Origin of the sequence: Enterobacter cancerogenus (genome assembly GCF_019047785.1) — a bacterium.
Taxonomy (GTDB): Bacteria; Pseudomonadota; Gammaproteobacteria; order Enterobacterales; family Enterobacteriaceae; genus Enterobacter; species Enterobacter cancerogenus.
Window position 1 is genome coordinate 3210444 of sequence record NZ_CP077290.1, and the last position, 26825, is coordinate 3237268.

Annotated in this window: 28 protein-coding genes; 21 read left to right on the forward strand and 7 right to left on the reverse strand. The window is 55.0% G+C overall.

The annotated features are described in order from the left end of the window. Positions 1 to 27: 27 nt before the first annotated feature. Entirely contained in the window at positions 28 to 954 is a 927-nt protein-coding gene (gene aaeR / locus I6L58_RS15195; RefSeq protein WP_042322147.1) for an HTH-type transcriptional activator AaeR, read from the reverse strand. A 179-nt stretch (positions 955 to 1133) separates the two neighbouring features. On the opposite strand from aaeR, the gene aaeX reads away from it, so the two are divergent. The 5 genes from aaeX to I6L58_RS15220 all read left to right on the forward strand — a co-directional run bounded on the left by aaeX (position 1134) and on the right by I6L58_RS15220 (position 6110). Continuing rightward, positions 1134 to 1337, forward strand: coding sequence for a p-hydroxybenzoic acid efflux pump operon protein AaeX (gene aaeX / locus I6L58_RS15200; RefSeq protein ID WP_003860416.1), 204 nt, complete (start codon positions 1134 to 1136; stop codon positions 1335 to 1337). A 7-nt stretch (positions 1338 to 1344) separates the two neighbouring features. Then, positions 1345 to 2277, forward strand: a complete 933-nt coding sequence (gene aaeA / locus I6L58_RS15205) for a p-hydroxybenzoic acid efflux pump subunit AaeA (protein ID WP_042322362.1) — start codon at positions 1345 to 1347, stop codon at positions 2275 to 2277. A gap of 5 nt (positions 2278 to 2282) precedes the next feature. Continuing rightward, complete coding sequence (gene aaeB / locus I6L58_RS15210) at positions 2283 to 4250, forward strand: p-hydroxybenzoic acid efflux pump subunit AaeB (RefSeq protein WP_088208428.1); 1968 nt, start codon at positions 2283 to 2285, stop codon at positions 4248 to 4250. 87 nt (positions 4251 to 4337) lie between these two features. Beyond that, complete coding sequence (locus I6L58_RS15215; RefSeq protein ID WP_088208429.1) at positions 4338 to 5792, forward strand: NAD-dependent succinate-semialdehyde dehydrogenase; 1455 nt, start codon at positions 4338 to 4340, stop codon at positions 5790 to 5792. A 45-nt stretch (positions 5793 to 5837) separates the two neighbouring features. Beyond that, positions 5838 to 6110 (forward strand): barstar family protein, encoded by a 273-nt coding sequence (locus I6L58_RS15220; protein ID WP_006178838.1) that lies wholly within the window; start codon positions 5838 to 5840, stop codon positions 6108 to 6110. Between the two features lie 59 nt (positions 6111 to 6169). Here the strand turns inward: I6L58_RS15220 and yhcN (I6L58_RS15225) are convergent, their stop codons facing one another. From yhcN (I6L58_RS15225) to argR, 3 genes are all read right to left on the reverse strand, one after another. Further along, entirely contained in the window at positions 6170 to 6436 is a 267-nt protein-coding gene (gene yhcN, locus I6L58_RS15225; protein WP_006178837.1) for a peroxide/acid stress response protein YhcN, read from the reverse strand. Between the two features lie 102 nt (positions 6437 to 6538). Further along, positions 6539 to 6802 carry a peroxide/acid stress response protein YhcN gene (gene yhcN, locus I6L58_RS15230; RefSeq protein WP_006178835.1) on the reverse strand — a complete coding sequence of 88 codons (264 nt, stop codon included), beginning with the start codon at positions 6800 to 6802 and terminating at the stop codon, positions 6539 to 6541. 376 nt (positions 6803 to 7178) lie between these two features. Continuing rightward, positions 7179 to 7649, reverse strand: coding sequence for a transcriptional regulator ArgR (argR, locus tag I6L58_RS15235; protein WP_006178832.1), 471 nt, complete (start codon positions 7647 to 7649; stop codon positions 7179 to 7181). Between the two features lie 394 nt (positions 7650 to 8043). On the opposite strand from argR, the gene mdh reads away from it, so the two are divergent. After that, entirely contained in the window at positions 8044 to 8982 is a 939-nt protein-coding gene (mdh, locus tag I6L58_RS15240; protein WP_088208430.1) for a malate dehydrogenase, read from the forward strand. A gap of 87 nt (positions 8983 to 9069) precedes the next feature. Here the strand turns inward: mdh and degS are convergent, their stop codons facing one another. The 3 genes from degS to zapG form a co-directional block, all read right to left on the reverse strand. Further along, on the reverse strand, positions 9070 to 10137 hold the full coding sequence (gene degS / locus I6L58_RS15245) for an outer membrane-stress sensor serine endopeptidase DegS (RefSeq protein WP_006178829.1): 1068 nt from the start codon (positions 10135 to 10137) through the stop codon (positions 9070 to 9072). A gap of 92 nt (positions 10138 to 10229) precedes the next feature. Beyond that, a complete protein-coding gene (gene degQ, locus I6L58_RS15250; protein ID WP_006178828.1) occupies positions 10230 to 11597 on the reverse strand; it encodes a serine endoprotease DegQ in 1368 nt (455 codons plus the stop codon). A 170-nt stretch (positions 11598 to 11767) separates the two neighbouring features. Continuing rightward, entirely contained in the window at positions 11768 to 12166 is a 399-nt protein-coding gene (gene zapG, locus I6L58_RS15255; protein ID WP_006178827.1) for a Z-ring associated protein ZapG, read from the reverse strand. 189 nt (positions 12167 to 12355) lie between these two features. Between zapG and zapE the strand changes: the two genes are divergently transcribed. From zapE to nanQ, 15 genes are all read left to right on the forward strand, one after another. After that, positions 12356 to 13480, forward strand: coding sequence for a cell division protein ZapE (gene zapE, locus I6L58_RS15260; protein ID WP_088208431.1), 1125 nt, complete (start codon positions 12356 to 12358; stop codon positions 13478 to 13480). Positions 13481 to 13875: 395 nt separating this feature from the next. Next, positions 13876 to 14304, forward strand: coding sequence for a 50S ribosomal protein L13 (rplM, locus tag I6L58_RS15265; protein WP_006178824.1), 429 nt, complete (start codon positions 13876 to 13878; stop codon positions 14302 to 14304). A gap of 15 nt (positions 14305 to 14319) precedes the next feature. After that, on the forward strand, positions 14320 to 14712 hold the full coding sequence (gene rpsI / locus I6L58_RS15270; RefSeq protein WP_003860436.1) for a 30S ribosomal protein S9: 393 nt from the start codon (positions 14320 to 14322) through the stop codon (positions 14710 to 14712). A gap of 308 nt (positions 14713 to 15020) precedes the next feature. Then, entirely contained in the window at positions 15021 to 15659 is a 639-nt protein-coding gene (sspA, locus tag I6L58_RS15275) for a stringent starvation protein SspA (RefSeq protein WP_014071978.1), read from the forward strand. Between the two features lie 5 nt (positions 15660 to 15664). Next, positions 15665 to 16156, forward strand: a complete 492-nt coding sequence (gene sspB / locus I6L58_RS15280; RefSeq protein WP_042322359.1) for a ClpXP protease specificity-enhancing factor — start codon at positions 15665 to 15667, stop codon at positions 16154 to 16156. Between the two features lie 621 nt (positions 16157 to 16777). After that, on the forward strand, positions 16778 to 17455 hold the full coding sequence (locus tag I6L58_RS15285; protein WP_088208432.1) for a DUF1120 domain-containing protein: 678 nt from the start codon (positions 16778 to 16780) through the stop codon (positions 17453 to 17455). Between the two features lie 121 nt (positions 17456 to 17576). Then, entirely contained in the window at positions 17577 to 18281 is a 705-nt protein-coding gene (locus I6L58_RS15290; protein WP_088208433.1) for a fimbria/pilus chaperone family protein, read from the forward strand. 9 nt (positions 18282 to 18290) lie between these two features. After that, positions 18291 to 20711, forward strand: coding sequence for a fimbrial biogenesis usher protein (locus I6L58_RS15295; protein ID WP_088208434.1), 2421 nt, complete (start codon positions 18291 to 18293; stop codon positions 20709 to 20711). Further along, entirely contained in the window at positions 20708 to 21268 is a 561-nt protein-coding gene (locus tag I6L58_RS15300) for a DUF1120 domain-containing protein (protein WP_088208435.1), read from the forward strand. Before I6L58_RS15295 ends, I6L58_RS15300 begins: the two co-directional genes overlap by 4 nt. Positions 21269 to 21377: 109 nt before the next feature. Further along, a complete protein-coding gene (gene nanR, locus I6L58_RS15305; protein WP_006178815.1) occupies positions 21378 to 22157 on the forward strand; it encodes a transcriptional regulator NanR in 780 nt (259 codons plus the stop codon). Positions 22158 to 22282: 125 nt separating this feature from the next. Next, on the forward strand, positions 22283 to 23176 hold the full coding sequence (nanA, locus tag I6L58_RS15310; RefSeq protein ID WP_088208436.1) for an N-acetylneuraminate lyase: 894 nt from the start codon (positions 22283 to 22285) through the stop codon (positions 23174 to 23176). 112 nt (positions 23177 to 23288) lie between these two features. Further along, positions 23289 to 24779 carry an MFS transporter gene (locus tag I6L58_RS15315; protein ID WP_088208437.1) on the forward strand — a complete coding sequence of 497 codons (1491 nt, stop codon included), beginning with the start codon at positions 23289 to 23291 and terminating at the stop codon, positions 24777 to 24779. Between the two features lie 4 nt (positions 24780 to 24783). Beyond that, positions 24784 to 25488 (forward strand): N-acetylmannosamine-6-phosphate 2-epimerase, encoded by a 705-nt coding sequence (locus I6L58_RS15320; RefSeq protein WP_088208438.1) that lies wholly within the window; start codon positions 24784 to 24786, stop codon positions 25486 to 25488. Next, positions 25469 to 26338 carry an N-acetylmannosamine kinase gene (nanK, locus tag I6L58_RS15325; RefSeq protein WP_088208439.1) on the forward strand — a complete coding sequence of 290 codons (870 nt, stop codon included), beginning with the start codon at positions 25469 to 25471 and terminating at the stop codon, positions 26336 to 26338. The genes I6L58_RS15320 and nanK overlap by 20 nt, the downstream gene beginning before the upstream one ends. Next, positions 26335 to 26802, forward strand: coding sequence for an N-acetylneuraminate anomerase (gene nanQ, locus I6L58_RS15330; RefSeq protein WP_088208440.1), 468 nt, complete (start codon positions 26335 to 26337; stop codon positions 26800 to 26802). The genes nanK and nanQ overlap by 4 nt, the downstream gene beginning before the upstream one ends. Positions 26803 to 26825: the final 23 nt, after the last annotated feature.

A 26825-nucleotide genomic window follows, 5' to 3' on the forward strand; every position in this document is an offset into this window, starting at 1 on the left:
TCCCCACGCGGGAGAGGGTCGGTGAACCTACTCTTTACGTCTTCCCCGCATTCCCTGAAACAGTTCCGCCACGTCCACAAAATACTCGGTCAGATAGTTAATACAGACCTGCACCTTCAGCGGCAACTTATCTTTTTCGGTATACAGCGCGTAGACCGGACGGGGATCGGACTGGTAGCGCGGGAATAGAATCTCCAGCTCGCCGCTGTTGATCTCGTTGATCACCCACATCAACGGGACGTAGGCGATGCCGGCACCCGCCACCAGCCATCGTGAGATGGTCATCGGATCGTTTGTCACGAAACGCCCCACGGGCAGTAGCTTCGTGGAAAGCCCTTCCGGGGCAATCAGTTCAAACTCGTTATCCGGGCGCACGCTGTATTCCAGCCAGGAGTGGTTCGTCAGGTCGGCAGGCTTTTCCGGAACGCCGTACTGTGCCAGATAGCTTTTTGAGGCGCAGACCACCATCGGCATGCTGCCCAGGCGGCGGGAGAAGAGGCTGGAATCCTGCAGTGCGCCGACGCGGATCACTACATCCAGCCCGTCTGCGATCAAATCCGGCGCAGGTATGCCAGTCACCAGATTTACAGTTAAGCCCGGATACTCTTTGAGCATATCCGCCGTCATGGCAGCGAGGACATTTTGTGCCATAGTTGAAGAACAACCGATGCGCAGCGTACCGATAGGCGTGTTGTTAAAAGCGTAAAGCTGCTCGTGGACATCCTGCACTTCATGCAGCATCCGGCGGCAGCCCTGGTAGTAAATTTTGCCCGCTTCGGTTAACCCGATGCTCCGGGTGCTGCGGTTGAGCAGCTTGACCTGAAGTTCATCTTCCAGTTTTGACACCGTCTGGCTGATGGACGAGACGCTCATTTGCAGCTGCCTGGCGGCGGCGGTAAAGGAGCCCAGTTCAACCACTTTGGCAAACACCGACATGCGTTTTAAACGTTCCATTGTTCACTCTGGCTTAAAAGTGATTTAGATCACATATTATAGATAACAGCATAACAGTTACGTTAATATATTATTAATTACATAACGGCGTCGCCACTCTCGCCCGGCTTTTCTTGCTCTCCTGCGGCGGCGCACGCTGAAAAATACCGTAGCCTGCACTCTCTCTAATCAAGGTCAACATGAGTCTGTTTCCCGTTATCGTGGTGTTCGGTTTGTCGTTCCCACCGATATTCTTTGAGCTTCTTTTGTCACTGGCGATTTTCTGGCTGGTGCGCAAGGTGCTGGTCCCAACCGGGATCTATGATTTTGTCTGGCACCCTGCACTGTTTAATACGGCGCTGTATTGCTGCCTGTTCTATCTGATATCGCGCATGTTTGTTTGAGGTTGATGTGAAAACGCTAACAAGAAAAATCTCCCGCACTGCCATTACCATGGCGCTGGTTGTCCTGGCGTTCATCGCGATCTTTCGCGCCTGGGTTTATTACACCGAATCACCGTGGACGCGTGACGCGCGTTTCAGCGCGGATGTTGTGGCGATAGCGCCCGACGTCGCCGGGCTGATTACCGCGGTTAACGTCCACGATAACCAACTGGTGAAGAAAGATCAGGTTCTGTTCACTATCGATCAGCCTCGCTACCAGAAAGCATTAGAAGAGGCGGAAGCGGACGTGGCCTATTATCAGGCGCTGGCTTCCGAGAAACGTCGTGAGGCGGGCCGCCGTAACCGACTTGGCGTGCAGGCCATGTCCCGCGAAGAGATCGACCAGTCCAACAACGTGCTGCAAACCGTGCTTCACCAGCTTGCGAAGGCGCAAGCGACGCGCGATCTCGCCCGGCTCGATCTGGAGCGTACGGTGATCCGCGCGCCGTCTGACGGCTGGGTCACCAACCTGAACGTCTACGCCGGGGAGTTTATCACCCGTGGCTCCACCGCGGTGGCGCTGGTGAAACAGAACTCCTTCTACGTTCTGGCCTATATGGAAGAGACGAAGCTGGAAGGCGTGCGTCCGGGTTACCGCGCGGAAATCACGCCGCTTGGCAGCAACCGCGTCTTTAAAGGCACGGTCGACAGCGTGGCCGCAGGCGTCACCAACTCCAGCAGCAGCAATGACACCAAAGGGATGGCGACCGTGGACTCCAACCTTGAGTGGGTCCGTCTGGCGCAGCGTGTACCGGTACGTATTCACCTGGATGAACAGCAGGGCAATCTCTGGCCTGCAGGCACCACGGCCACCGTGGTGATCACCGGCGAAAAAGACCGCGACGCCAGCCAGGACTCTCTCTTCCGTAAAATCGCCCACCGCCTGCGCGAGTTTGGTTAATCGCTATGGGTATCTTTTCCATCGCCAGCCAGCACCTCCGCTTCGCCGTGAAGCTGGCGTGCGCCATCGTGCTGGCGCTGTTTGTCGGCTTTCATTTTCAGCTCGAAACGCCCCGCTGGGCGGTGCTGACGGCGGCGATTGTCGCGGCGGGGCCGGCCTTTGCGGCGGGTGGTGAACCCTACTCGGGCGCCATTCGCTACCGCGGGATGTTGCGTATCGTCGGGACGTTTATCGGCTGTATCGCGGCGCTTACCATTATTATTCTGATGATCCGCACGCCGCTGCTGATGCTGATGGTGTGCTGCATCTGGGCGGGCTTCTGTACCTGGGTCTCCTCGCTGGTAAAAGTAGAGAACTCCTACGCCTGGGGACTTTCGGGTTATACCGCGCTGATTATCATCATCACCATTCAGGCAGAGCCGCTGCTTGCCCCACAGTTTGCCGTCGAACGCTGCAGTGAAATTGTCATCGGTATTGTTTGCGCCATCGTGGCCGACCTGCTGTTTTCGCCACGTTCCATCAAGCAGGAAGTGGATCGCGAACTGGATGCGTTAATTGTCGACCAGTACAAACTGATGCAGTTGTGCATTAAGCATGGCGACAGCGAAGAGGTTGATAACGCCTGGGGTGGCCTGGTACGGCGCACCACCGCGCTGGAAGGGATGCGCAGCAACCTGAATATGGAGTCTTCCCGCTGGTCCCGGGCAAACCGTCGTCTTAAGGCGATCAACACCGTGGCCTTAACGCTGATAACCCAGGCGTGTGAAACCTACCTGATCCAAAATACCCGTCCTGAAGTCGTGACCGACACCTTCCGCGAACTCTTCGCCGAGCCGGTTGAAACGGTGCAGGACGTGCATAAGCAGCTCAAACGCATGCGTCGCGTCATCGCCTGGACCGGCGAGCGCGATACGCCAGTGACCATTTACACCTGGGTCGGGGCGGCAACGCGCTACCTCTTGCTCAAGCGCGGCGTCATCGGGAATGCCAAAATCAGTGCCGCAGAAGAAGAGGTGCTGCAGGGTGAAGTGGTGATCAAAGCCGAGTCGGCGGAACGCCACCACGCGATGGTGAACTTCTGGCGCACCACGCTGGCCTGTATGCTCGGTACGCTGTTCTGGCTGTGGACCGGCTGGACCTCCGGCAGCGGGGCGATGGTGATGATCGCCGTTGTTACCTCACTGGCGATGCGTCTGCCGAACCCGCGCATGGTCGCTATCGACTTCCTGTACGGCACGATAGCCGCTCTGCCGCTTGGGGCTTTCTATTTCCTGGTAATTTTACCCTCGACGCAGCAGAGCATGCTGTTGCTCTGTATCAGCCTTGCGGTCATGGCGTTCTTTATCGGTATCGAAGTGCAGAAACGTCGCCTGGGATCGCTGGGGGCGCTGGCGAGCACCATCAATATCCTCGTGCTGGATAACCCGATGACGTTCCACTTCAGCCAGTTCCTCGACAGCGCGTTAGGTCAACTGGTGGGCTGTTTCCTGGCGATGATGGTGATCCTGCTGGTGCGGGATAATTCGCAGGCGCGCACCGGTCGCGTGCTGTTAAACCAGTTCGTTTCGGCGGCCGTATCGTCGTTGACCACCAACACCGCGCGCCGTAAACAGAACCATCTGCCTGCGCTCTATCAGCAGCTGTTTTTACTGCTGAATAAATTCCCGGGCGACGTTGCCAAGTTCCGCCTGGCGTTAACCATGATCATCGCGCACCAGCGTCTGCGTAATGCGCCGGTGCCCATCAATGACGATCTCTCCAGCTTCCACCGTCAGCTTCGTCACACCGCCGATCATGTGCTCTCGGCGACCAGTGACGACAAACGTCGGCGTTACTTTAACCAGCTGCTTGAGGAGCTGGATATCTACCAGGAGAAGCTGCGGTACTGGGACGCGCCGCCGCAGGTGACCGAGCCGGTTGGGCGTCTGGTGTACATGCTGCATCGATATCAAAACGCACTAACCAATAGCTGACTACGTAAAAAGCCGACGCCAGAAGCGTCGGTTTTTTTATGGCTATACTTATTTCTGCAGGCTCTTACATTCAGACAGGGAGGACACATGACTACCCAGGCTCTCCAGGACCACATCCTTTTTCAGAACGGCTATCTGGTTAACGGCATCTGGAAAACGCTCGACACCACCTTTGAGGTGCTGAATCCGGCCACCGGTGAAGTGATCACCCGCGTGGCGAAAGCAGGCAAAGCCGAAACCGAAGAGGCGATTGCGGCGGCGACAAAAGCGTTTCCCGCATGGCGTGCCAAAACCGCGAAAGAGCGCTCGGCGATCCTCTATCGCTGGTATGAACTGATTATTGAGAACAAAAGCTGGCTCGGGCGGCTGATGACTACCGAGCAGGGTAAGCCGTTGAAGGAAGCCGAAGGCGAGGTAGAGTATGCCGCCAGCTTCATTCAGTGGTTTGCCGAACAGGCGAAGCGCGCAAACGGTGAAATCATCCCACCGATCAAACCCGGCTCCCGCATTCTGGCGACCCGCGAACCCATTGGCGTGGTTGCCGCCATCACGCCGTGGAACTTTCCTATGGCGATGCTGACGCGCAAACTCGGCCCGGCGCTGGCCGCAGGTTGCACCGGCGTGATCAAGCCCGCCAATAACACGCCCCTGAGCGCCTTCGCGCTGCTTACCCTGGCGAAGCAGGCGGGCGTGCCGGATGGCGTGCTGAACGCCGTGGCTGGGAGCACATCTGAAATCAGCGATGCCATTATGGCCAGTCATGACGTGCGGAAAATCTCGTTTACCGGTTCTACCGCCGTGGGCAAAACGCTGGTGCGTAACGCGGCCGAGACCATGAAAAAAGTCTCGATGGAGCTGGGGGGAAATGCCCCGTATATCGTTTTTGAAGATGCGGATATCGATGCCGCGGTGAAAGGCGCTATCGCCAACAAATTCCGCAATGCCGGTCAGGTGTGCGTCAGCGTAAACCGTTTCTACATCCAGGAAACGGTCTATGACAAGTTTGTTAATCAGCTGGCCGACGCGGTGAAGGCGCTGAAGGTCGGCAACGGCCTCGACGAGGGGGTGGTTGTCGGTCCGCTGATCGAACCATCGGCGGTGAAGAAAGTACAAGAGCACGTTGAAGATGCCATTGCGAAAGGCGCGACCGTGCTGGCCGGTGGTAAACCCCATGAGTTGGGCGGCAACTTCTGGATGCCAACCGTGCTGGGGGATTGCCATGAAGGCATGAAGCTGGCGGAAGAGGAGACGTTTGGCCCGGTGGCGGCCTGCTTCCGCTTTACCTCAGAAGATGAAGTTATTATGCGCGCCAACAATACCCCTTACGGGCTGGCGGCATACTTCTATACCCAGAATTTGTCGCGCGTGTTCCGCGTCTCGCAGGCGATTGAGAGCGGGATGATTGGCATCAACGAGTGTGCAGTCTCTACGGAGCTGGGACCGTTCGGCGGCGTGAAAGAGTCCGGGCTGGGCCGGGAAGGTTCCGTACTGGGGCTGGAAGAGTTTCTGGAAGTCAAAACCCTGCATATCGGGGGATTATAATAGTCAGGGCGGCGTTTGCCGCCCGCCTGGATCGGGTGGCTGGCAATGAAAATTTATACCTTTGATTTTGACGAGATCGACAGTCAGGAAGACTTCTATCGTGAATTTAGTCGGGTGTTTGGGCTGGAACAGGGAAGCGTTACCGATCTTGATACGCTGTGGGATGTGGTCACCGGTAATCAGCTACCGTTACCGTTTGAGATAGAATTTATCCATTTGCCTGACAAGCTGCGCCGACGTTTTGGCGCGCTGGTGCTTCTGTTTGATGAAGCCGAAGAGGAGCTGGAAGGGCAGCTGCGTTTCAACGCGCGGCAGTAATAAAAAAGCCCCTGACCGGGAGGTCAGGGGCAAGTCGTATGATGAGATACGACGAGGGTTTATTTATACAGTTCAGCCGTGGCGTGCCAGTGGTCACCCTGATTCAGTTCGGTGACGCGGTAGCTGCTGGCGCCCGCTTTTTCAGCTTTTGCTGCCAGATCGTGACGGATATCCATCGGCGAGCCGGTAATAGATGTTACGGATACGCTACCCATGGACTGCAGATTTTGTGCCTGCTCCGCATTGACCTGCTGAACGGCTGCGCTCGCGCCGAAAGAGAGAACGGATGCTAAGCCAAGGGTTGCGATGATTAATTTGGTTTTCATAGTCTTTACTCCTGAAATTATTTGCTCAACGGCGAGAAGGGTTGAACTGCTATTTTTATGCCTGGTGCCGTTGAGGGGTAATTCGTCTTCTGTTACTAAAACTTATTTGTACAGCTCTGCGGTAGCGTGCCAGTGATCGCCTGAACGTGCTTCGATGACACGGTAAGATGATGCACCTTGTTCTTCCGCTTTCTTGTTCAGCATCTCATGCATGTCCATTGGGGAAGTCCCCACTGCACCAACGGAGACCGTACCAATCGCCTGACGGGATTGCGCCTGATCGGCGTTGATGGAATCGGCTGCGAAAGCACCGAATGACAGGACAGAGAGAACGCTAAGTGCTGCTACAGTTGTTTTGATTTTCATGATTCTTTACCTCGTCGAATTTTTTACTGGGGTCTTCATTTCGTGACCCTCATCACAAAATCAAGTATACACTAATAACGGAAAAAATTAATACCAGACTAATGGTTTCGCGTGTAATTACGCGTTAATAAGACTCATTTTTATAACCAAAATGCATAAAATTGGTTACTTATTAGCCATGTTGCGTTTTTATTTATAAGAAAATCATAGAGATATGGCGCTTTGATTTTTCGTGCGATCTTGGGCGGTGATATTCACTGGATGAATGTTAATGGGAGGTAAAAAGCACTATTTGCTAAAGTAAGCGCAGTGGAAAGCAGGGGGAAATACATGAGGAGCAGAACAATCCCCGCAGACGGGCCACGGGGAGAGGGGATTACAGTTCTTGTTCGAACAGCACCAGAATAGCTTCGTAAAGGTCTTTAACCGAGAAGCCGTTTGCCGGGGTAGTAAAGATAGTGTCGTCACCGGCGATGGTGCCGAGAATACCTTCCGCTTTGCCGAGGGAGTCCAGCAGACGCGCAATTAACTGCGCCGCGCCCGGGCTGGTGTGGATAACCACCACGGCATCGTTATAGTCGATATCCAGTACCAGATTCTTCAGCGGGCTGGAGGTTGTCGGCACGCCAAGTTCAGCCGGCAGGCAATAGACCATCTCCATTTTGGCGTTACGCGTACGCACCGCCCCAAATTTGGTTAACATGCGGGAGACTTTCGACTGGTTGATGTTGTCGAAGCCTTGTTCCTGTAGCGCGTGAACAATTTCTCCCTGAGAACTGAATTTCTCTTCTTTAAGCAGCGCTTTGAACGCCCTTACTAACTCTTCTTGCTTAGACGAGCTTCGCATAAGTCACCCGAAATATGACGGTAGAAACAACATTATTATGCATGTGGATGAATTTTTATGCAAACAATCTGCCAGGGGCCTGGCTGAAATAATGTTATGAAAAGGGAGTGATTTTATCAGGTTTAGTTATCAGAAAACATGCCTGGCTCACGCCACGCAAATAAGCTTAAAAGTAAATTAAATGTTATCAAAATGATGTTGTTTTGATGGCGGGGCAGGGTGTATTGTTAACCCCTCTTAAATCGTTGCCGCTGTTGCCCGGATGGCATTCTGGCAATAAAGGCGTGTGACCTCAAAATATTTAGCGACGAAAATTGTAATTATTTACCTGCTGAATTATGGTCCCCGCAACGGATTTACAGATACTAAAGTTAACCATAATAAGGAGTTTAGGATGAAAGTCGCAGTCCTCGGCGCTGCTGGTGGTATCGGCCAGGCGCTTGCCCTACTACTGAAAACCCAACTGCCTTCCGGCTCAGAACTCTCCCTGTACGATATTGCTCCTGTCACCCCTGGTGTGGCGGTCGATCTGAGCCACATCCCGACAGCTGTGAAAATCAAAGGCTTCTCCGGTGAAGATGCGCGTCCTGCTCTGCAGGGTGCAGACGTCGTGCTGATCTCCGCAGGCGTAGCGCGTAAACCAGGTATGGATCGCTCAGACCTGTTCAACGTGAACGCGGGCATCGTGAAAAACCTGGTGCAGCAGATCGCTGAAACCTGCCCGAAAGCGTGCATCGGCATTATCACCAACCCGGTGAACACCACGGTTGCTATCGCCGCCGAAGTGCTGAAGAAAGCCGGTGTTTACGATAAGAACAAACTGTTCGGCGTCACTACTCTGGACATTATCCGTTCCAATACCTTCGTGGCTGAGCTGAAAGGCAAACAGCCTGCGGAGATTGAGGTTCCTGTTATTGGCGGCCACTCTGGCGTGACCATTCTACCTCTGCTGTCGCAGATCCCGGGCGTGAGCTTCACCGAGCAGGAAGTGGCTGACCTGACCAAACGCATTCAGAACGCGGGTACCGAAGTGGTCGAAGCGAAGGCGGGTGGCGGATCGGCAACGCTCTCTATGGGCCAGGCGGCGGCGCGTTTCGGTCTGTCTCTGGTGCGTGCGCTGCAGGGCGAGAAAGACGTTGTGGAATGCGCTTACGTTGAAGGCGACGGCGAACACGCTCGCTTCTTCTCTCAGCCGCTGCTGCTGGGCAAAAACGGTATCGAAGAGCGTAAGTCTATTGGCACGCTGAGCGCGTTTGAACAACACGCGATGGAAGGCATGCTGGACACGCTGAAGAAAGATATCACCCTGGGCGAAGAGTTCGTTAACAAGTAAAACATATTCTTCTGCTGTAGGCCGGGAAAGCGTGAGCGCCACCCGGCAAAAAAAACCGAAGCACAGGCTTCGGTTTTTTTATGGCTGTCAGTTCGTCGCCGGGTATTCCTGAATCGTTACCTGAATGGTCAGCTTCTTATCGTTACGCATGACTTCGACAGGGATGATGGAGCCTGGGCGGATCTCAGCCACCTGGTCCATGGTTTCCAGCGCGGAAACGGCCGGGACACCGTTAACCGATACGATAACGTCGTTCACCTGAATCCCCGCGTTGGCCGCCGGGCCGCCCGGAGAGACTTCGTTCACCACGATACCCTGGATCGGATCGATACCGCCGCCCTGCGAGTGCATTGGCGCAATTTCACGTCCGCCGATGCCGATATAGCCACGGATCACCCGGCCATCGCGGATCAGCTTGTCCATAATCTTTGTGGCCAGCTGGAAGGGAATGGCAAAACCGATGCCTTCCGGCGTTTCACCGTCGTTGCTCTTATCGAACGAAAGGGTGTTGATCCCCATCAGCTCGCCCAGCGAATTTACCAGCGCGCCGCCGGAGTTTCCGTGGTTGATTGATGCGTCGGTTTGAAGGAAGTTCTGCCGTCCTGACGGGTTCAGGCCGATTCGCCCGGTGGCGCTAATAATCCCCTGGGTGATGGTTTGCCCCAGGTTATAGGGGTTACCGATGGCCAGCACCACATCACCGATGTGCGGGGTGCGTTTGCGGTTAATCGGAATAGTCGGCAGACCGCCCGTGGCGTTGATTTTCAGAACGGCCAGATCGGTCAGGCTGTCAGAACCGACCAGAAGCGCCTCAAACACGCGGCCATCCTGCAAGGCGACGATGATCTGGTCAGCATCATTGATGACGTGTTTGTTAGTAATGATGTAGCCACGTTCATCCATAATGACGCCGGAGCCGAGCGTGCGGATCTCCAGCTGATTATGGCTTGAGGAGTTAAGCCCGCGATTATAGACATTCACCACGGCGGGCGCGGCACGGCGAACGGCCTGATTGTAGGTGGCAGGCGTGTCATCCGTGCTGTCGAACTGAGGGGCCGTCAGTTTGTTGAACTGGCGTAAAGACGGCATCGCCACTAGCAGCAGGCCAGCGACAAGTAAACCAATGACAATCGAACGAGTGAGCTTTAAAAGCATGATGCGCGCGTCGGTAATAAAGGAACGGTTTGCAGCATAACATGAGTTATCCGGACATCACACGCGACGGCGATGTCCGGAGTCGCAAATGCTTAACGCAGTAAAATGTAGATCGTATCGTTGCCACGAACAATCTGCAGGGCAACGACGGCCGGTTTGCTTTCCAGGATCTTGCGCATTTCCGCAATGGACTGCACGCGATTGCGGTTAACACCGATGATCACGTCCTCCTGGTGTAACCCCGCCTGGGCAGCTGGGCTGCTCTTCTCGACCGTATCGACGGTAATGCCTTTGGTGCCGTCTTTAAGCTGGCCATCGCTCAGCGTCGCCCCTTGCAAGGCTGGCGCAATAAGCTCTGCGCTGGCGGAGGAGGAGGTGCTCTTGTCGAGCGTCACTTCCACGTCCATCGGCTTGCCATCGCGGATCAGGCCCAGCTTCACTTTGGCCCCCGGCTCGGTGGTCGCGATGCGCGAACGCAGCTCGGCGAAGCTGCTGAGCGGCTTATCGTTCAGGCTGACAATCACATCACCGGATTTCACCCCTGCTTTGGCCGAGCCGGAGTTGGCGAGCACTTCGCTGACAAACGCCCCGCGCTGCACGTTAAGGTTAAACGCTTTGGCGATATCCGCGCTCATCTCCATGCCCTTGATCCCCAGCAGGCCACGTTTGACTTCGCCAAACTGAATCAGCTGCTGAGAGAGGGTTTTGGCCATATTGCTGGGAATGGCAAAGCCAATCCCGACGCTGCCGCCGCTCGGGGCGAGGATAGCGGTGTTAATGCCGATGAGCTCGCCGTTGAGGTTAAGCAGCGCGCCGCCGGAGTTCCCCCGGTTGATGGAGGCGTCGGTCTGGATAAAGTTTTCCAGCCCTTCCAGATTCAGGCCGCTACGCCCAAGCGCAGAGACAATGCCGGAGGTAGCGGTCTGGCCTAAACCGAACGGGTTACCCACCGCGACGGCAAAATCACCCACGCGCAGTTTGTCGGAGTCGGCAATAGCAATCTGGGTCAGCTTGCTCGGATTTTGTATCTGGACCAGCGCAATATCGCTCTGGTCGTCTCCGCCAATCAGTTTGGCATCAAACTCCCGTCCGTCATTAAGCTGGACGCTGATTTTATCCGCCTGGCTGATGACGTGGTTATTGGTCAGGATATAGCCTTTGGCCGCATCAATGATAACCCCTGAGCCAAGGCCTTCAAACGGCTGTGCCTGCTGGTCGGGGGCTTCGTCGCCAAAGAATTTCTTCAGCTCTTCAGGGACGCGCTGGCTTTGCAGCGCGGTGCCTTCAACTTTCACGCTGACCACGGCGGGCAAGACTTTTTCCAGCATCGGCGCGAGGCTAGGAATGGCCGTCTGGCCGGGAACCTGTGCAGGCAGCGTTGCGGTAGCCGGGAAGGATGCCGAGAGCGATAACCCGACACTTAACGCGATAGCGCTTAACAGCTGGTTTTTTTTCTTCATCGATGCTGACTCTCGTATCCTGGAATGAAAGAAGAACGGCCCAAAAACATATTGATGTTATTGAATTTTAATCCACTGAACAATGAGGCGTTAGACTAAATAATAGCTGGGGACGAGAAGAAAGGACGGGCGCAACCGAGGCGCCCGTAAAATTTATTAAGGTTGTGCGATTAATCGCGTTTTGCGCCACCGCGCAGCAGGCCGGATGCGCCGTCTGAGTAGTCACGAGGCATCTGAACCGGCGCCTGATCGTTACCCGCTTCGGAGTCAGCCAGGCGGTTGCGGAACGGGTTGGTTTCCGCGGTCATTTCCGGCAGCAGGCTGCTGGAGCTTTTTGCCATGTGCTGATACAGCTGGCGATAGTCGGTTGCCATGTTATCCAGCAACTCCGCGCTACGCGCAAAATGGCTCACCAGCTCTTCACGATACTCTTCCAGCTCGGCTTTGTTCTTTTCCAGTTCGTACTGCAGTGACTGCTGCTGACGCAATTTCCGATTACCGAAACGCATGGCCACAGCACCAATGATAATGCCGACGACTAACCCAATTAGCGCGTATTCCCAGGTCATGAACTTCTCCCGTTGTCTTGTTGTTCCGTAGGGTGTTGGCTCGGCTCCTGCCTGTGCCTGATTATGCCACTATAACCGCTATTTCCGCAGAAGTGGAATCTTGACGTATCATCGCGTAGTGTAGAGCGGCCTTTTTTTCATCAGTCACGCCTGCTGGTGAGTATTAACCGAAGGAATAACAATAAGATTATGCAAAGCCTTTCCCCCTCATCGCGATATCAACAGGCCCTGGATACGGGCTCACACCAGCCAGATAACGTACAGCGTGAAGCGGTCAACCGCCTCAATAAGATTTATCAGGCGCTGACGCACAAACCCGAAGAAACGGCGCAGGGCGGCGGGTTGAAAGCGGCCTTTGGCCGGTTGCTGGGCAAAAAAACGCCTCAGGCTGATGCACCGGTTCGCGGCTTATATATGTGGGGCGGCGTAGGACGGGGCAAAACCTGGTTAATGGACATGTTCTACCAGAGCCTGCCGGGGACGCGTAAGCAGCGTTTGCACTTCCACCGTTTTATGCTGCGGGTGCACGAAGAGCTGACGGAACTACAGGGCAAAAGCGATCCGCTGGAGATTGTTGCCGATCGCTTTAAGGCCGAAACGGACGTGCTTTGCTTTGACGAATTTTTTGTCTCCGATATCACCGACGCCATGCTGCTGGGCGGCCTGATGAAGGCCCTGTTTGCGCGGGGGATCACGCTGGTGGCAACCTCGAATATTCCACCGGATGAGTTGTACCACAACGGGCTGCAGCGCCCGCGTTTCCTGCCAGCCATTGATGCCATCAAACAGCACTGTGACGTGATGAACGTCGATGCGGGCGTCGATTATCGTCTGCGCACGTTAACCCAGGCGCACCTGTGGCTTTCGCCGCTGGACGCGCAGACCACGAGCCAGATGGATAAACTTTGGCAGGCGCTGGCCGGGGCAAAACGTGAGAATGCGCCGGTGCTGGAAATAAACCATCGCCCGTTACAAACGCTGGGCGTAGAGAATCAAACCCTGGCCGTTTCCTTTGCCACGCTCTGCGTTGATGCCCGCAGCCAGCATGATTACATTGCGTTATCGCGCCTCTTCCATACCGTGATGCTGTTTGATGTGCCGGTGATGACGCAGCTGATGGAGAGCGAGGCGCGCCGCTTCATTGCGCTGGTCGATGAGTTTTATGAACGGCACGTCAAGCTGGTGGTCAGCGCGGCCGTGCCTTTATATGAGATCTATCAGGGCGAACGCCTGAAGTTTGAGTTCCAGCGCTGTCTGTCGCGCCTGCAGGAGATGCAGAGCGAAGAGTACCTCAAGCGCGAGCATATGCCATAAATCCCCCCTCTCACCGTGGGACAGGGGCTGGAGGTGAGGGCATCGGCTTTATTACGCCACCCTCTCCCTGTGGAGAGGGGCTGGGGGTAAGGGCATCGGCTTTATTACGCTACCCTCTCCCTGTGGGAGAGGGGCTGGGGGTGAGGGCACCAGACCGCACAAATCCCCCCCCGAAAAACCCACTCCGAATCACATTTAGGGGTCGATCTTTGACCTCAACTTCTCTATAATCTTGCGACCCCACGTTACGAGAAGGTTTTTTTCCCGAAACTTTCTATGTGTCGGCATGTGCTATTCGAAGGGGTAGGTTTGCCGGACTCTGTCGTGTGAACCTCAACTGACTAAACGTTTGGGTGTTCACCAACGTGTAACTTATTTATTTGGGTAAGCTTTTAATGAAAACTTTTACAGCTAAACCAGAAACCGTACAACGCGACTGGTATGTTGTTGACGCGACCGGTAAAACTCTGGGCCGTCTGGCTACTGAACTGGCTCGTCGCCTGCGCGGTAAGCATAAAGCGGAATACACTCCGCACGTTGATACCGGTGATTACATCATCGTTCTGAACGCTGACAAAGTTGCTGTTACCGGCAACAAGCGTACTGACAAAGTGTATTACCATCACACCGGCCACATCGGTGGTATCAAAGAAGCGACCTTTGAAGAGATGATTGCTCGCCGTCCTGAGCGTGTGATTGAAATCGCGGTTAAAGGCATGCTGCCAAAAGGCCCGCTGGGTCGTGCTATGTTCCGTAAACTGAAAGTTTACGCAGGCAACGAGCACAACCACGCGGCACAGCAACCGCAAGTTCTTGACATCTAATCGGGATTATAGGCAATGGCTGAAAATCAATACTACGGCACTGGTCGCCGCAAAAGTTCCGCAGCTCGCGTGTTCATCAAACCGGGCAGTGGTAAAATCGTAATCAACCAACGTTCTCTGGAACAGTACTTCGGTCGTGAAACTGCCCGCATGGTAGTTCGCCAGCCGCTGGAACTGGTTGATATGGTAGAAAAACTGGATCTGTACATCACCGTTAAAGGTGGTGGTATCTCCGGTCAGGCAGGTGCGATCCGTCACGGTATCACCCGCGCTCTGATGGAGTACGACGAATCCCTGCGTTCTGAACTGCGTAAAGCTGGCTTCGTTACTCGTGACGCGCGTCAGGTTGAACGTAAGAAAGTGGGTCTGCGTAAAGCACGTCGTCGTCCACAGTTCTCCAAACGTTAATCCTTTTCTGCTCACGCAGAACGATTGGCGAAAAACCCGCTTCGGCGGGTTTTTTTTATGGATAATGCGTAGGTTATCCACAGCATCAAGGCATATATCTTCTCTTTTTCCACATTTCCAGAATCCCCTCACCACAAAGCCATCAAAATCTGGTAAACTATCATCCAATTTTCTGCCCAAATATCAGTGAATACTCGGTTTTTGTTCGATTCTTGAACAGTGTGTCTTCTCTGGGATGGGCGATACTTCATCTGGCTGGCCTCGTTGGGCCAGTAGCAGTAAAATTCTGAATATACCTGGAGGTTTTCATGGCTGTCGCTGCCAACAAACGTTCGGTAATGACGCTGTTTTCTGGTCCTACTGACATTTATAGCCATCAGGTTCGTATCGTGCTGGCCGAGAAGGGTGTCAGTTTTGAGATCGAGCATGTGGAAAAGGATAACCCGCCTCAGGATCTGATCGATCTCAACCCGAGCCAAAGCGTACCGACGCTGGTGGATCGCGAGCTGACCCTGTGGGAATCCCGTATCATTATGGAATACCTGGATGAGCGTTTCCCGCATCCGCCGCTGATGCCTGTTTACCCTGTTGCTCGTGGTGAAAGCCGCCTGTACATGCAGCGCATCGAAAAAGACTGGTACACGCTGATGAACGTTATCGTCAACGGTTCCTCTTCTGAAGCCGATGCTGCACGTAAGCAACTGCGTGAAGAACTGCTGGCTATCGCACCTGTCTTTGGTCAGAAACCTTTCTTCCTGAGTGACGAATTTAGCCTGGTGGATTGCTACCTGGCGCCGCTGCTCTGGCGTTTGCCAACCCTGGGCGTCGAGTTCAGCGGTCCGGGCGCGAAAGAACTGAAAGGCTACATGACGCGCGTCTTTGAGCGCGACTCATTCCTGGCATCTTTAACTGAACCGGAACGTGAAATGCGTCTCGGCCGAGGCTAATGACTGTGGAAATGTCACAACTTTCACCACGCCGTCCGTATCTGCTGCGCGCCTTCTATGAATGGCTGCTGGACAACCAGCTCACGCCGCACCTGGTTGTGGATGTGACGTTGCCAGGCGTGCAGGTTCCGATGGAGTATGCGCGTGACGGGCAGATCGTGCTGAACATTGCGCCGCGTGCGGTAGGCAACCTTGAACTGGCTAACGATGAAGTGCGTTTTAATGCGCGCTTCGGCGGTGTGCCACGCGTGGTTTCCGTTCCGCTGGCTGCAGTGCTGGCTATTTATGCGCGTGAAAACGGCGCGGGGACCATGTTCGAGCCGGAAACGGCTTATGATGAAGATGTCGCCAGCCTCAATGATGAAGAAGGCGCGTCGGAAAACGAGACGGTGATGTCAGTTATCGAGGGTGATAAGCCTGATGATAGCGACGATAACGATCCCGATGACGATCCGCCACCGCGCGGTGGTCGCCCGGCCTTACGCGTGGTTAAATAGTACAAATGACGTTGTACTGATAATCCAGTTGGCTAATAGCCAACTGGATTTTTTATTTATGGAAACAAATATCATTAAAACAAATTGTTAGTAAAATTTTTAAACGTAGTCGAATTGAAACTATTCTTGAACCGCATGTATCGATACGCCCGCGGCTGCGTGTGCAGTACATCCCCATAGCCTGCGCTGACTTTTATCGTCAGAATGAAGGCGTAAAATCATACGGGTAAGCCTGCTGAGGCGTGCAGATCGTCACCTGTCTTGTTACCCTTTTTTTATCCATACTCTTATCTCAATTCATTAAAAAATAACATATTAATGTAATAAATCATTAATGATGTAATTAGGGGAAGGCGTAGCGTAAATAGTGCGTTGATGGAGGAATGAACATTCGTGCTGTGAATGATAACGGCAATAATTACGCCAATAGCACGTAGTTAATAATCATAGCTTATAGATCTTATAATACTAAAGAGAGTCGTTAAATTTCCTAAATTGAATCTATTAATAAAAAATATATTATCACACCATGCTTTAACGCATGCCTAAAACAGAAAGAGATAAATTGAATTTATCAAAGCTGTATAAAATATTTCATGATTCAATGTTAAGGATTAACAAGTGAAAAAGGTTCTTCTCGCTACTGCGCTTTCCCTGTGTGTCACTTCTGCTTTCGCAGCAAACCCAACTGCGGTACTGAAGGTTAGAGGTACACTGACCAATGCGGCATGTACGCCAGTATTAAGCAATGGTGGTACCGTTGACTACGGTACTATTAACCTGGGTAGCCTGAGCCCAACTAACGTCAACCAGTTGGGTCAGAAAAATATCGATCTGACTATCAACTGTGCTGCAGCAACACGCGTCTCCTGGAACATGGTTGACGATCGTGCTGATACCAACGCCAACCTGGAAGTCGCAAACGCACGCTTCGACGGTGATGCCCTGACTTCTACCGACCAGACTTTTGGTGTCGGCAAAACTGCCGGTAACGTTAACATCGGTTCCTATTCTCTGTTTGTGAAAACAGACAGCGTTAAAGCCGATAACGTTACCGTCGATCCAATCATTCGTTCCGGCACTTCCGGTGCATGGACTAAGAGCACGAACGGTTCCGCTCAGGGGCAGAGCCTGCGTGACTTTACCGTTGCGACCACTGGCTCTGTAGACCCGCTGGCATTCCAGACCGCTACCTTCCCACTGGTAACGTCTCTGGCAATCGACAAAACGTCTACCCTGGCGATCACCGATGACACTAATCTGGACGGTCAGATCACCATCAGCCTGCGTTACCTGTAATTTTTTTATAGCGTAAACGACAGCTAAATTAACGCAGAGAGTAAATGGCATACATTTACTCTCTTTGTCTTAGCGCGATCAACATGGAATGTGAAGTTGTTGCTATCAAGGAGATAACACGATGCAATGCTTAAAATCAGATGTTCTTAAAACACTCATCGCTGCCGCATTATTTTCGATGAATTTTGCCGCGCACGCGGAAGGGATGGTTCCGGAGACCAGTTTGCTCATTATTGATGAGGCAACACATAGCGGAACGATCAATATAAAGAACACCGATTCTCATCCCTCGCTACTCTATACAAATATTATTGACCTGCCGGATGACCAAGGCCTGAAGCTGATTGTGACGCAACCTGTGGTTCGCCTTGAACCGGGTCAAACACAGCAGTTGCGCTTTATTCTGCAGAGCAAACAACCCCTGGATGTAGAACATTATAAACGTGTTACCTTCGATGGTATTCCACCGAAAAAAGACGATAACAAAATAAAGATTGGGATCAATATCCGTCAGGATATCCCGGTACTGATCCGTCCTGCGAAACTGGGTGTGGTGACGGATGCGTGGAAATATTTGAAATGGTCGTCGACGGGTTCAACCGTTACCGCAACTAACCCGAGTAAATATGTTGTTCGACTGGCACAAAAAGTCGTACTTCAGCCGTCTGGGGCAATTGGGACGTTTGATAAAACCTATATTTTGCCGGGCGAAACGATGTCCGCTTCGTTAAACAAATCGGCAAGCGGCGACGCTAACGTCAAATTCTTCCCTGCAAGCCGCTATGGCGTAGAAGTACCGAGCTTTATTTCGGAATTAAACAAATAAAACAGGACGTTGACGGTGAGTAAACGAAGCCGCCTTGCAATTTGTGTCCGCGCCATTCTTTGCGGCACACTACCTCTGGTTATCCTCGAACCCACTTCCGTCCTGGCGAGGGAAGTGATGTTTGATATGGGCGTCATGCAAACGCTGGGTTTAAATGCAGATTTAAACAAGTATTTTGCAGAAGCTCCCCGGTTTTTACCCGGCACTCACTCCGTCAACGTAAAAGTTAACGGCCAGGAGCGCGGGGTAGCTGCCGTCCGGTTTAACCAGGACGGCAAGCTTTGTTTTGATAACGATCTTCTCGATTTTGCGGGATTGATGCCCGTTCCGATTGGGGCGAAGGAGAGTTGTCCTGATATCCACGACGACTATCCCCGCGCGGTCATCAACGCCCTGCCGAACCAGGAAGCCGTTGAGCTTTATCTCCCGCCTGAAGCCGTTAACAGCCTCTCCTCGGACATTAAAAACTTTCAGCATGGCGGCACCGCAGGGCTTCTGAACTATACGCTGTTCAGCACCCTGAACGAATACGGTGATAGCGATAGCAGCCGCTACTCCCAGGCAAACCTGGAAGCGGGCTTTAACGCCTTCGACTGGTCGCTGCGCAGCAACTACATCCTGACGGATGATGAAGGCAAAAAAAGCGCGGATAGCATTTATACCTATGCGGAGCATGTCTTTGTTCCGCAAAAGCTCACGATGCAGATTGGCGAAATCAACGCCAACTCAAACGTACTCAGCGGCGTTCCCATTACCGGTATTCAACTGATGCCGACGGACGGCCTCACCCAGAGCGGCTCTGGCGTGAGCGTCTCCGGTATCGCGCGTTCTTCGCAGGCCCGCGTTGAAATTCGCCAGAACGGGCAGATGATTTTCAGCACCCTGGTACCGGCCGGTCCCTTCACCCTTGATGACGTTCCCGTCGCGCGTAACAACGTGAATCTTGATGTGTCCGTGGTTGAAGCGGATGGTGCCATCAACCGCTTTATTGTGCCTGCCACCGCCGTGAAGGCGCGCAACCTGTCGCGGCCGCAGGGTTTGACCGTTTCCGTCGGGCAGGTGAGAAATATTGATAGCGAATACAGCGATCCGCTGGTGATGAACGTGTCCGACGGATGGCGTATTTTCCCGTGGATGAACCTGGTTGCTTCCGCCGCGGCTGCGGAAGATTACCAGGCAGTGGGCGGAAAAACAGATTTCCTCGTTACCGATGACTGGACGTTGTCGACTACCGCGGCGGCAAGTAAAGCGTCGTTCGGAGACAGCAATAACGGCCTGAAAACCGAGCTGGAAAGTAATGTCAGGCTGAGCGAAGACGTTGGATTTTCCGCCAGTGCAACCCACTACAGTGGGGGATATCGCGAACTGTCCGATGCCATGGACGATGAGTACACGGGGTATGACAACACCTATACCGGTAGCCTCAACGTCTCTGCCGGCGCGGCTGGCAATATTAGCGCCGGGTTTACCTACAACCAGAGCGGCGGGGACGATCAGGATTCGCGCTATCTGCTGCTCTCGTGGGGCAAAACCTTTAAATACGCGTCCGTGACGGCAAACTGGCAGAGCGCGGTAGGCAACGTTGATGACGATCAGGACAACGATCTGCTGTACATCAACGTGAGCATTCCGCTGAGTAGCGGCCAGTCGGTCAGCACCTATATGCGTAAAGAGGGAGACAGCACCAGCTACGGCGTGTCTAACAGCGGGTCCATTGGGGATAACACCCACTACTACATCTCCGCCGACCGCGACCAGGATTCTAAACAGAACAGCGTTAACGGCAACCTCAACACCAACCTGCACTACACGCAGGTCAGCGTCGGAGGCGGCACCAGCGGTGATAACCAACGCAACTACAATGCTACCCTTTCAGGCGGCGTGGCGGTGCACAAAAACGGCGTGACCTTCTCGCCATATGCCATCCGGGATACCTTCGCTATCGCCCGGTTGAGCGAGAAAAAAAGCGGGGTAGAGATATCCTCACCGCAGGGCACCATCTGGACCGATGCCTGGGGACAGGCCGTTATTCCTTCTCTGAATGAATGGCAAAACTCACGTATCGAAGTGGATGCGAACAAGCTGCCGCAAAACATGACTCTGGCAAACGGGACCAAGTACCTTGCCGCAGGGCATGCCTCGGTAAGCGAAGTCGACTTTAGGGTGCTCAACAGCCGACGCGTCATGCTGCGCGTGAAGATGAGCAATGGGCAGGCGCTGAAAAAAGGGCTGACGATTGAGGATGCCAGCGGCAACTACATCGTGACCAGCGTGGACGATGGCCACGTCTTTATCAACGACGCAGAGCAACTTTCAGGGCTGTACGCCATAGACGACAACAACAATCGCCTGTGCAAAATTAACTACAGCCTGCCTGAGAAGCGTGATGAAGAGGCGTTTTACGAAGAAATTAATGGAGTATGCCAATGAATAATCGACGTTTAGGCGGCCTGGCGGCACTGATGATGGTTGGCATGTCGTCTTTTGCCTGGGCCGATGAGTGCCAAATCACGCTCTCTCAGCCCGTGGTGGACTACCACACGATGCGCCGCGAGGATATCAAAGCCACGCAGCAGGACTGGCATAAAATGGCCGATCGTGACGTGAACGTGAACGTCTTCTGCCCGGAGCCGCATAAGATGGCGGTGTTAGTGCAGGGCGCTTCCGGTGAAAAAGGGCGCTTTATGCTGGGCCAGTCCGGCGGTGTTGCGGTGAAAATTGCCGATCTGTTCGTTGATGGTAAAAGCTATACCGTGGGTAAGACGGTCGATCAGCTGAACTTCACGCCGGTCAGCGGCAGCCCTTCGCCGTTCTATCTGCACAACAATGAAGCGGTTATCGCGGTGGAAAATAACCAGATCCCATCCGGACGGCAGATGAGCTTTAAGGTAACGCTATCGCCGGTGTTAAAAGATGCCGCCTTTAGCCATGTCACCGATCAAACGTCCCTTGAGAGTGATTTGACCTGGAGTCTGCTGACGAAGTAGTCCCGCCTCCCACGTCCTGCCGTCCCTTGCCGGCGGCAGGGCGCTGTTTCGCGCCCTCAGATATCCTGTGTTATGATGAAGCGTTTTCCTTCTCCGGCACTGGACTGCTATGAAACCGATTGATCTCAAAGCTGAAAAGTCATCCGAAACGATGGGGCGTATGCTGCGTCGGCGTCCGCTGGCGCGTAAAAAGCTGTCCGACATGGTGGAAGAAGAGCTGGAGCAGATGATCCGCCGTCAAGAGTTTGCCCAGGGCGAGCAGCTTCCCTCCGAGCGTGAACTGATGGAATTCTTCAACGTCGGTCGCCCCTCGGTGCGTGAGGCGCTGGCGGCGCTGAAGCGTAAAGGGCTGGTGCAGATCAACAACGGCGAACGTGCCCGCGTCACCGTCCCTTCGGCTGATACCATAATCAGCGAGCTGTCGGGGATGGCGAAAGATTTCCTGACCCAGCCTGGCGGCATTGCCCACTTCGAGCAGCTGCGCCTGTTCTTTGAATCCAGCCTGGTGCGCTATGCCGCAGAGTACGCCACAGACGATCAGATCGATCGCCTGACCAGGGCGCTGGACATTAACAGCCAGTCGCTCAACGACAACGCGCTGTTTATTCGATCCGACGTCGATTTCCACCGCGTGCTGGCCGAGATCCCCGGCAACCCGATTTTTAATGCCATCCACGTTGCGCTGCTTGACTGGCTGATTGCCGCCCGTCCTCAGGTGCCCGATGCCGAACTGTATCAGCACAATGAAGTCAGCTACCGTCAGCACATTGCGATCGTCGATGCGATCCGCCGACGCGATCCTGATGAAGCCGATCGCGCGCTACAAACCCATCTCAACAGCGTTTCCGCCACCTGGCACGCTTTCGGCCAGCATTCCAGCGCCAAATAATCACGATCCTTTAGTGAAGTAGATCGCAATATACGCGTTCTCTATGATACTGCTGCATAAGTGATCTGGTATAACAGGTATAAAGGTATGTCGTTATAACAAACACACGATCGCTTGAGGTAACTATGGCAATGCAACTACGCGGCGTAATGGCCGCACTCCTGACCCCGTTTAACCAGCAGCAAATGCTGGACGAAGAGAGCCTGCGCCGGCTGGTGCAGTTCAATATTGCGCAGGGAATCGACGGGCTTTATGTCGGCGGATCAACAGGGGAGGCCTTTGTACAAAGCCTTTCCGAACGAGAACAGGTGATGGCGATCGTAGCGGACGAGGCGAAGGGCAAAATCACCTTGATCGCCCACGTCGGCTGCGTGAGCACAGCGGAAAGCCAGCAGCTCGCAGCCTCTGCGGCGCGCCAGGGCTTTGATGCTGTGTCCGCCGTCACGCCGTTCTACTATCCGTTCAGCTTTGAGGAACATTGCGATCACTACCGTGCAATTATTGATTCTGCGGATGGTTTGCCGATGGTGGTCTATAACATTCCGGCGCTGAGCGGGGTCAAACTGACGCTCGATCAGATCAACACGCTGGTGACTTTCCCGGGCGTGGGGGCGTTGAAGCAAACCTCAGGGGATCTTTTCCAGATGGAGCAGATCCGCCGGGCGCATCCGGATCTGGTGCTCTACAACGGCTACGACGAAATCTTTGCATCCGGTCTGCTGGCAGGGGCTGACGGCGGCATCGGCAGCACCTACAACATCATGGGCTGGCGCTATCAGGCCATTGCCCGGGCGGTACGCGAGGGGGATAACGCCACCGCGCAGCGTCTGCAAAGCGAATGCAACAAGGTCATCGACCTGCTGATCAAGGCCGGCGTTTTCCGCGGCCTGAAAACGGTGCTGCACTATATGGATGTGGTCTCCGTCCCGCTGTGCCGCAAGCCGTTTGCGCCGGTAGACGAAAAATTTGTGCCGGCGCTTAAAGCCCTGGCAGAGCAACTGATGGCGGAAAAACGCTAACGCACTGCCGGATGGCGTTTCGTTTATCCGGCCTGTAAAAACGCGATACGTAGGCCGGATAAGGCGCAGCCGCCATCCGGCTCAACGACAGAGAAATCGTCGGGAGAGTCAAATGAGTATGTCTACCCAAAGCATCCCGTGGTATCGCCATCTTAGCCGCCCCCAGTGGCGTGCGTTCTCCGCCGCCTGGCTGGGATATCTGCTTGATGGCTTCGATTTTGTATTAATAGCCTTAGTTCTGACGGAAATAAAAAGTGAATTTGGCCTCACCACGGTGGAAGCGGCAAGCCTGATATCGGCGGCCTTTATTTCACGCTGGTTCGGTGGCCTGCTGCTGGGCGCAATGGGCGATCGCTATGGCCGCAAGCTGGCGATGATCACCAGCATTGTACTCTTCTCCTGCGGCACGCTGGCCTGCGGTTTTGCGCCGGGCTACGTCACCCTGTTTATCGCCCGCATGGTGATCGGTATGGGGATGGCGGGGGAATACGGTTCCAGCGCAACCTACGTGATTGAAAGCTGGCCGACGCAGCTGCGCAACAAGGCAAGCGGTTTTCTGATCTCCGGATTTTCCGTGGGTGCGGTGATAGCCGCTCAGGTCTACAGCCTGGTCGTGCCGGTGTGGGGCTGGCGCGCGCTGTTCTTTATCGGCATTTTGCCTATCGTTTTTGCTCTCTGGCTGCGTAAAAACATACCGGAAGCGGAAGACTGGAAGGCGAAGCACGAAGGTAAAGCGCCAGTATGCACCATGGTCGACATTCTCTATCGCGGCCCATACCGCGTGATTAACATCCTGATGACCGTGTTTGCCGGTACCGCGCTGTGGTTCTGCTTTGCCGGAGAGCTGAATAATGCGGGGCTTGTGGTGATCCTGGGCCTGCTGTGCGCCATCGTGTTCATCAGCTTTATGGTGCAAAGTAGCGGCAAACGCTGGCCTACGGGCGTCACGCTGATGGTGGTGGTGCTGTTTGCTTTTCTCTACTCATGGCCGATTCAGGCGCTGTTGCCCACCTGGCTTAAAACCGAGCTGGGGTATGACCCGTCAACGGTGGCGCGCGTGCTGTTCTTTAGTGGGTTTGGGGCAGCGGTAGGCTGCTGCGTGGGCGGTTTCCTCGGAGACTGGCTGGGCACGCGCAAGGCGTACGTCTACAGCCTGATGGCCTCGCAGCTGCTGATCATCCCCGTCTTTGCGATCGGTGGCGCAAATGTCTGGGTACTGGGCTTGCTACTCTTTTTCCAGCAGATGCTGGGGCAGGGCATTTCCGGGATCTTACCCAAGCTCATTGGCGGCTATTTCGATACCGACCAGCGTGCCGCCGGGCTGGGCTTTACCTACAACGTCGGGGCGCTGGGCGGGGCCATTGCGCCAGTGATTGGCGCCTTGCTGGCGCAAAACATGGAGCTGGGCACGGCATTGGGGTCGCTCTCGTTTGGCCTGACGTTCGTGGTGATCCTGCTCATCGGTCTGGACATGCCCTCACGCGTTCAGCGCTGGGTCCGCCCGGAAGCCCTGCGTACACACGACGCGATTGACGGTAAACCGCTGAGTGGCGCAGTGCCGTTGGGTGCAGACAAACGTGGCCCGATCAAACATAAAGGATAATGTGATGTCGTTGATTGAAACCCTGAGCCAGAAAATAAACGTCACGGGCGGGCTGATCGTCTCCTGCCAGCCGGTGCCGGGAAGCCCGTTAGACAAGCCTGAGATCGTCGCGGCGATGGCGCTTGCCGCTGAACACGCCGATGCCATTGCCGTTCGCATTGAGGGCCTTGCCAACCTGCGTGCCGCGCGACCGCTGCTCTCAATTCCGGTAATTGGCATCATCAAACGCGATCTCCCCGATTCGCCGGTACGCATCACGCCGTGTCTTGAGGATGTGGACGATCTGGCGCACGCCGGGGCGGATATTATTGCCTTTGACGGCACCGATCGCCTGCGGCCCGCCACTCGAGAGGCGATTGTGGCAAGGATCCACCACCATGGGCGGCTGGCGATGGCCGACTGTTCCTCGCCTGAAGATGGACGCTATTGCCAGCAGCTCGGGGCCGAATTTATCGGCTCGACGCTCTCGGGCTACCTGACGCCGGACACGCCCGACGAGCCTGATCTGGCGCTGGTACGTGCCCTGAGCGAAGCTGGCTATCGGGTTATCGCCGAAGGACGCTATAACTCCCCGGAACTGGCCGCTCAGGCAATGCAGCATGGGGCGTGGGCGGTAACCGTAGGGTCTGCGATCACCCGGCTGGAGCATATCTGCCAGTGGTTTAACGACGCGATGCGTGAGGTGCGCCATGACAACCCTGGCCATTGATATCGGCGGGACAAAGCTCGCCGCCGCGCGGGTTGAGGGCCGCAGCATTACCGCTCGCCGTGAGTGCGCAACCCCCGCCAGCCAGACGCCGCAGGCGTTGCAGGAGGCGCTACGCACGCTGATCGCGCCGCTAAGGGCACAGGCCGTGCGGGTGGCGGTAGCCTCCACGGGCATCATTCACGAAGGCGTTCTGACCTCCATTAACCCGTCGAATCTGGGCGGGCTGGCGCAGTTTCCGCTGGTGGCGTCTCTCTCTGCAATGACCGATTTGCCCGTAACGGCAATCAACGATGCGCAGGCCGCGGCATGGGCCGAGTTCTGCGCGCTGCCCGACAATGACGATATGGTCTTTCTGACCGTATCAACCGGCGTGGGCGGTGGCGAGGTGCTTAATGGCAAACTCCAGACGGGCCGCGGTGGGCTGGCCGGCCATCTGGGGCACACTCAGGCCGACCCGGCGGGGCCGCTGTGCGGCTGCGGGCGACGAGGCTGCGTCGAGGCCATTGCCTCCGGTCGTGGAATTGCCGCGGCAGCGCACGGTGAACTGGCCGGGCTGGATGCAAAAGCGATATTCGCCCGCGCGGCGCAGGGCGATCCTCAGGCCCGTCAGCTGGTGGCGCACTCCGCGCGAACGCTGGCCGCCCTCATTGCAGACGTCAAAGCCGTCACCGACTGTCAGACCGTGGTGGTAGGCGGCAGCGTGGGGCTGGCGGAAGGGTATTTACCGCAGGTTGCCGGATATCTGTCTCAGCAGCCGGGTGTTTATCAGGTCGCGCTTCGGGCGGCGTATTATCGCCACGATGCCGGGCTGTTGGGTGCCGCGCTTGTGGCTCAGGGAGGCACGTTATGATATTGGGCGAGTTACCGTCGCTGGCGTCATCAGGGTTATCCGCACACTTGCAGCACGCCATAACTCTGGCGCTTGCCGCGCGGCCGCAGGAGAAAGCGCCCGGCCATTACGCGCTGCAGGGCGAGGAGATCTTTATGAACGTCATGCAGTTTGCCACCAAGTGGCCGGAGCAGAAGCAGGCCGAGCTGCACGAAGCGTATATTGATATCCAGCTGCTGCTTGCGGGTGAAGAACGTATCCTGTTTGGTGTCGCGGGGGCCGCGCGCGAATGCGGGGAATGGCATAGCAGTGAAGATTATCAGCTGTGTAGCCGCATTGAAGGGGAGCAATCGCTGGTACTGCAACCGGGAATGTTTGTGGTCTTTATGCCGGGAGAGCCGCACAAGCCGGGCTGCGCGGTGGCTTCGACGGGGGAGATCAAAAAGGCCGTTGTGAAGGTCCGTGCCAGCCTGTTAACCGCGTAAAAAAAGCCGGATGGCGTGTGCTC

What these genes read in the sequence shown, in the direction of transcription:
- nanR (WP_006178815.1), top strand. Translation starts at nt 21,378, where the DNA reads ATGAAACCGATTGATCTCAAAGCTGAAAAGTCATCCGAAACGATGGGG.
- mdh (WP_088208430.1), top strand. Translation starts at nt 8,044, where the DNA reads ATGAAAGTCGCAGTCCTCGGCGCTGCTGGTGGTATCGGCCAGGCGCTT.
- I6L58_RS15320 (WP_088208438.1), top strand. Translation starts at nt 24,784, where the DNA reads ATGTCGTTGATTGAAACCCTGAGCCAGAAAATAAACGTCACGGGCGGG.
- zapG (WP_006178827.1), bottom strand. Translation starts at nt 12,166, where the DNA reads ATGACCTGGGAATACGCGCTAATTGGGTTAGTCGTCGGCATTATCATT.
- I6L58_RS15220 (WP_006178838.1), top strand. Translation starts at nt 5,838, where the DNA reads ATGAAAATTTATACCTTTGATTTTGACGAGATCGACAGTCAGGAAGAC.
- aaeB (WP_088208428.1), top strand. Translation starts at nt 2,283, where the DNA reads ATGGGTATCTTTTCCATCGCCAGCCAGCACCTCCGCTTCGCCGTGAAG.
- nanA (WP_088208436.1), top strand. Translation starts at nt 22,283, where the DNA reads ATGGCAATGCAACTACGCGGCGTAATGGCCGCACTCCTGACCCCGTTT.
- zapE (WP_088208431.1), top strand. Translation starts at nt 12,356, where the DNA reads ATGCAAAGCCTTTCCCCCTCATCGCGATATCAACAGGCCCTGGATACG.
- aaeX (WP_003860416.1), top strand. Translation starts at nt 1,134, where the DNA reads ATGAGTCTGTTTCCCGTTATCGTGGTGTTCGGTTTGTCGTTCCCACCG.
- sspA (WP_014071978.1), top strand. Translation starts at nt 15,021, where the DNA reads ATGGCTGTCGCTGCCAACAAACGTTCGGTAATGACGCTGTTTTCTGGT.
- I6L58_RS15315 (WP_088208437.1), top strand. Translation starts at nt 23,289, where the DNA reads ATGAGTATGTCTACCCAAAGCATCCCGTGGTATCGCCATCTTAGCCGC.
- I6L58_RS15290 (WP_088208433.1), top strand. Translation starts at nt 17,577, where the DNA reads ATGCAATGCTTAAAATCAGATGTTCTTAAAACACTCATCGCTGCCGCA.
- nanK (WP_088208439.1), top strand. Translation starts at nt 25,469, where the DNA reads ATGACAACCCTGGCCATTGATATCGGCGGGACAAAGCTCGCCGCCGCG.
- I6L58_RS15300 (WP_088208435.1), top strand. Translation starts at nt 20,708, where the DNA reads ATGAATAATCGACGTTTAGGCGGCCTGGCGGCACTGATGATGGTTGGC.
- yhcN (WP_006178837.1), bottom strand. Translation starts at nt 6,436, where the DNA reads ATGAAAACCAAATTAATCATCGCAACCCTTGGCTTAGCATCCGTTCTC.
- I6L58_RS15215 (WP_088208429.1), top strand. Translation starts at nt 4,338, where the DNA reads ATGACTACCCAGGCTCTCCAGGACCACATCCTTTTTCAGAACGGCTAT.
- rpsI (WP_003860436.1), top strand. Translation starts at nt 14,320, where the DNA reads ATGGCTGAAAATCAATACTACGGCACTGGTCGCCGCAAAAGTTCCGCA.
- degS (WP_006178829.1), bottom strand. Translation starts at nt 10,137, where the DNA reads ATGCTTTTAAAGCTCACTCGTTCGATTGTCATTGGTTTACTTGTCGCT.
- yhcN (WP_006178835.1), bottom strand. Translation starts at nt 6,802, where the DNA reads ATGAAAATCAAAACAACTGTAGCAGCACTTAGCGTTCTCTCTGTCCTG.
- rplM (WP_006178824.1), top strand. Translation starts at nt 13,876, where the DNA reads ATGAAAACTTTTACAGCTAAACCAGAAACCGTACAACGCGACTGGTAT.
- degQ (WP_006178828.1), bottom strand. Translation starts at nt 11,597, where the DNA reads ATGAAGAAAAAAAACCAGCTGTTAAGCGCTATCGCGTTAAGTGTCGGG.
- nanQ (WP_088208440.1), top strand. Translation starts at nt 26,335, where the DNA reads ATGATATTGGGCGAGTTACCGTCGCTGGCGTCATCAGGGTTATCCGCA.
- aaeR (WP_042322147.1), bottom strand. Translation starts at nt 954, where the DNA reads ATGGAACGTTTAAAACGCATGTCGGTGTTTGCCAAAGTGGTTGAACTG.
- argR (WP_006178832.1), bottom strand. Translation starts at nt 7,649, where the DNA reads ATGCGAAGCTCGTCTAAGCAAGAAGAGTTAGTAAGGGCGTTCAAAGCG.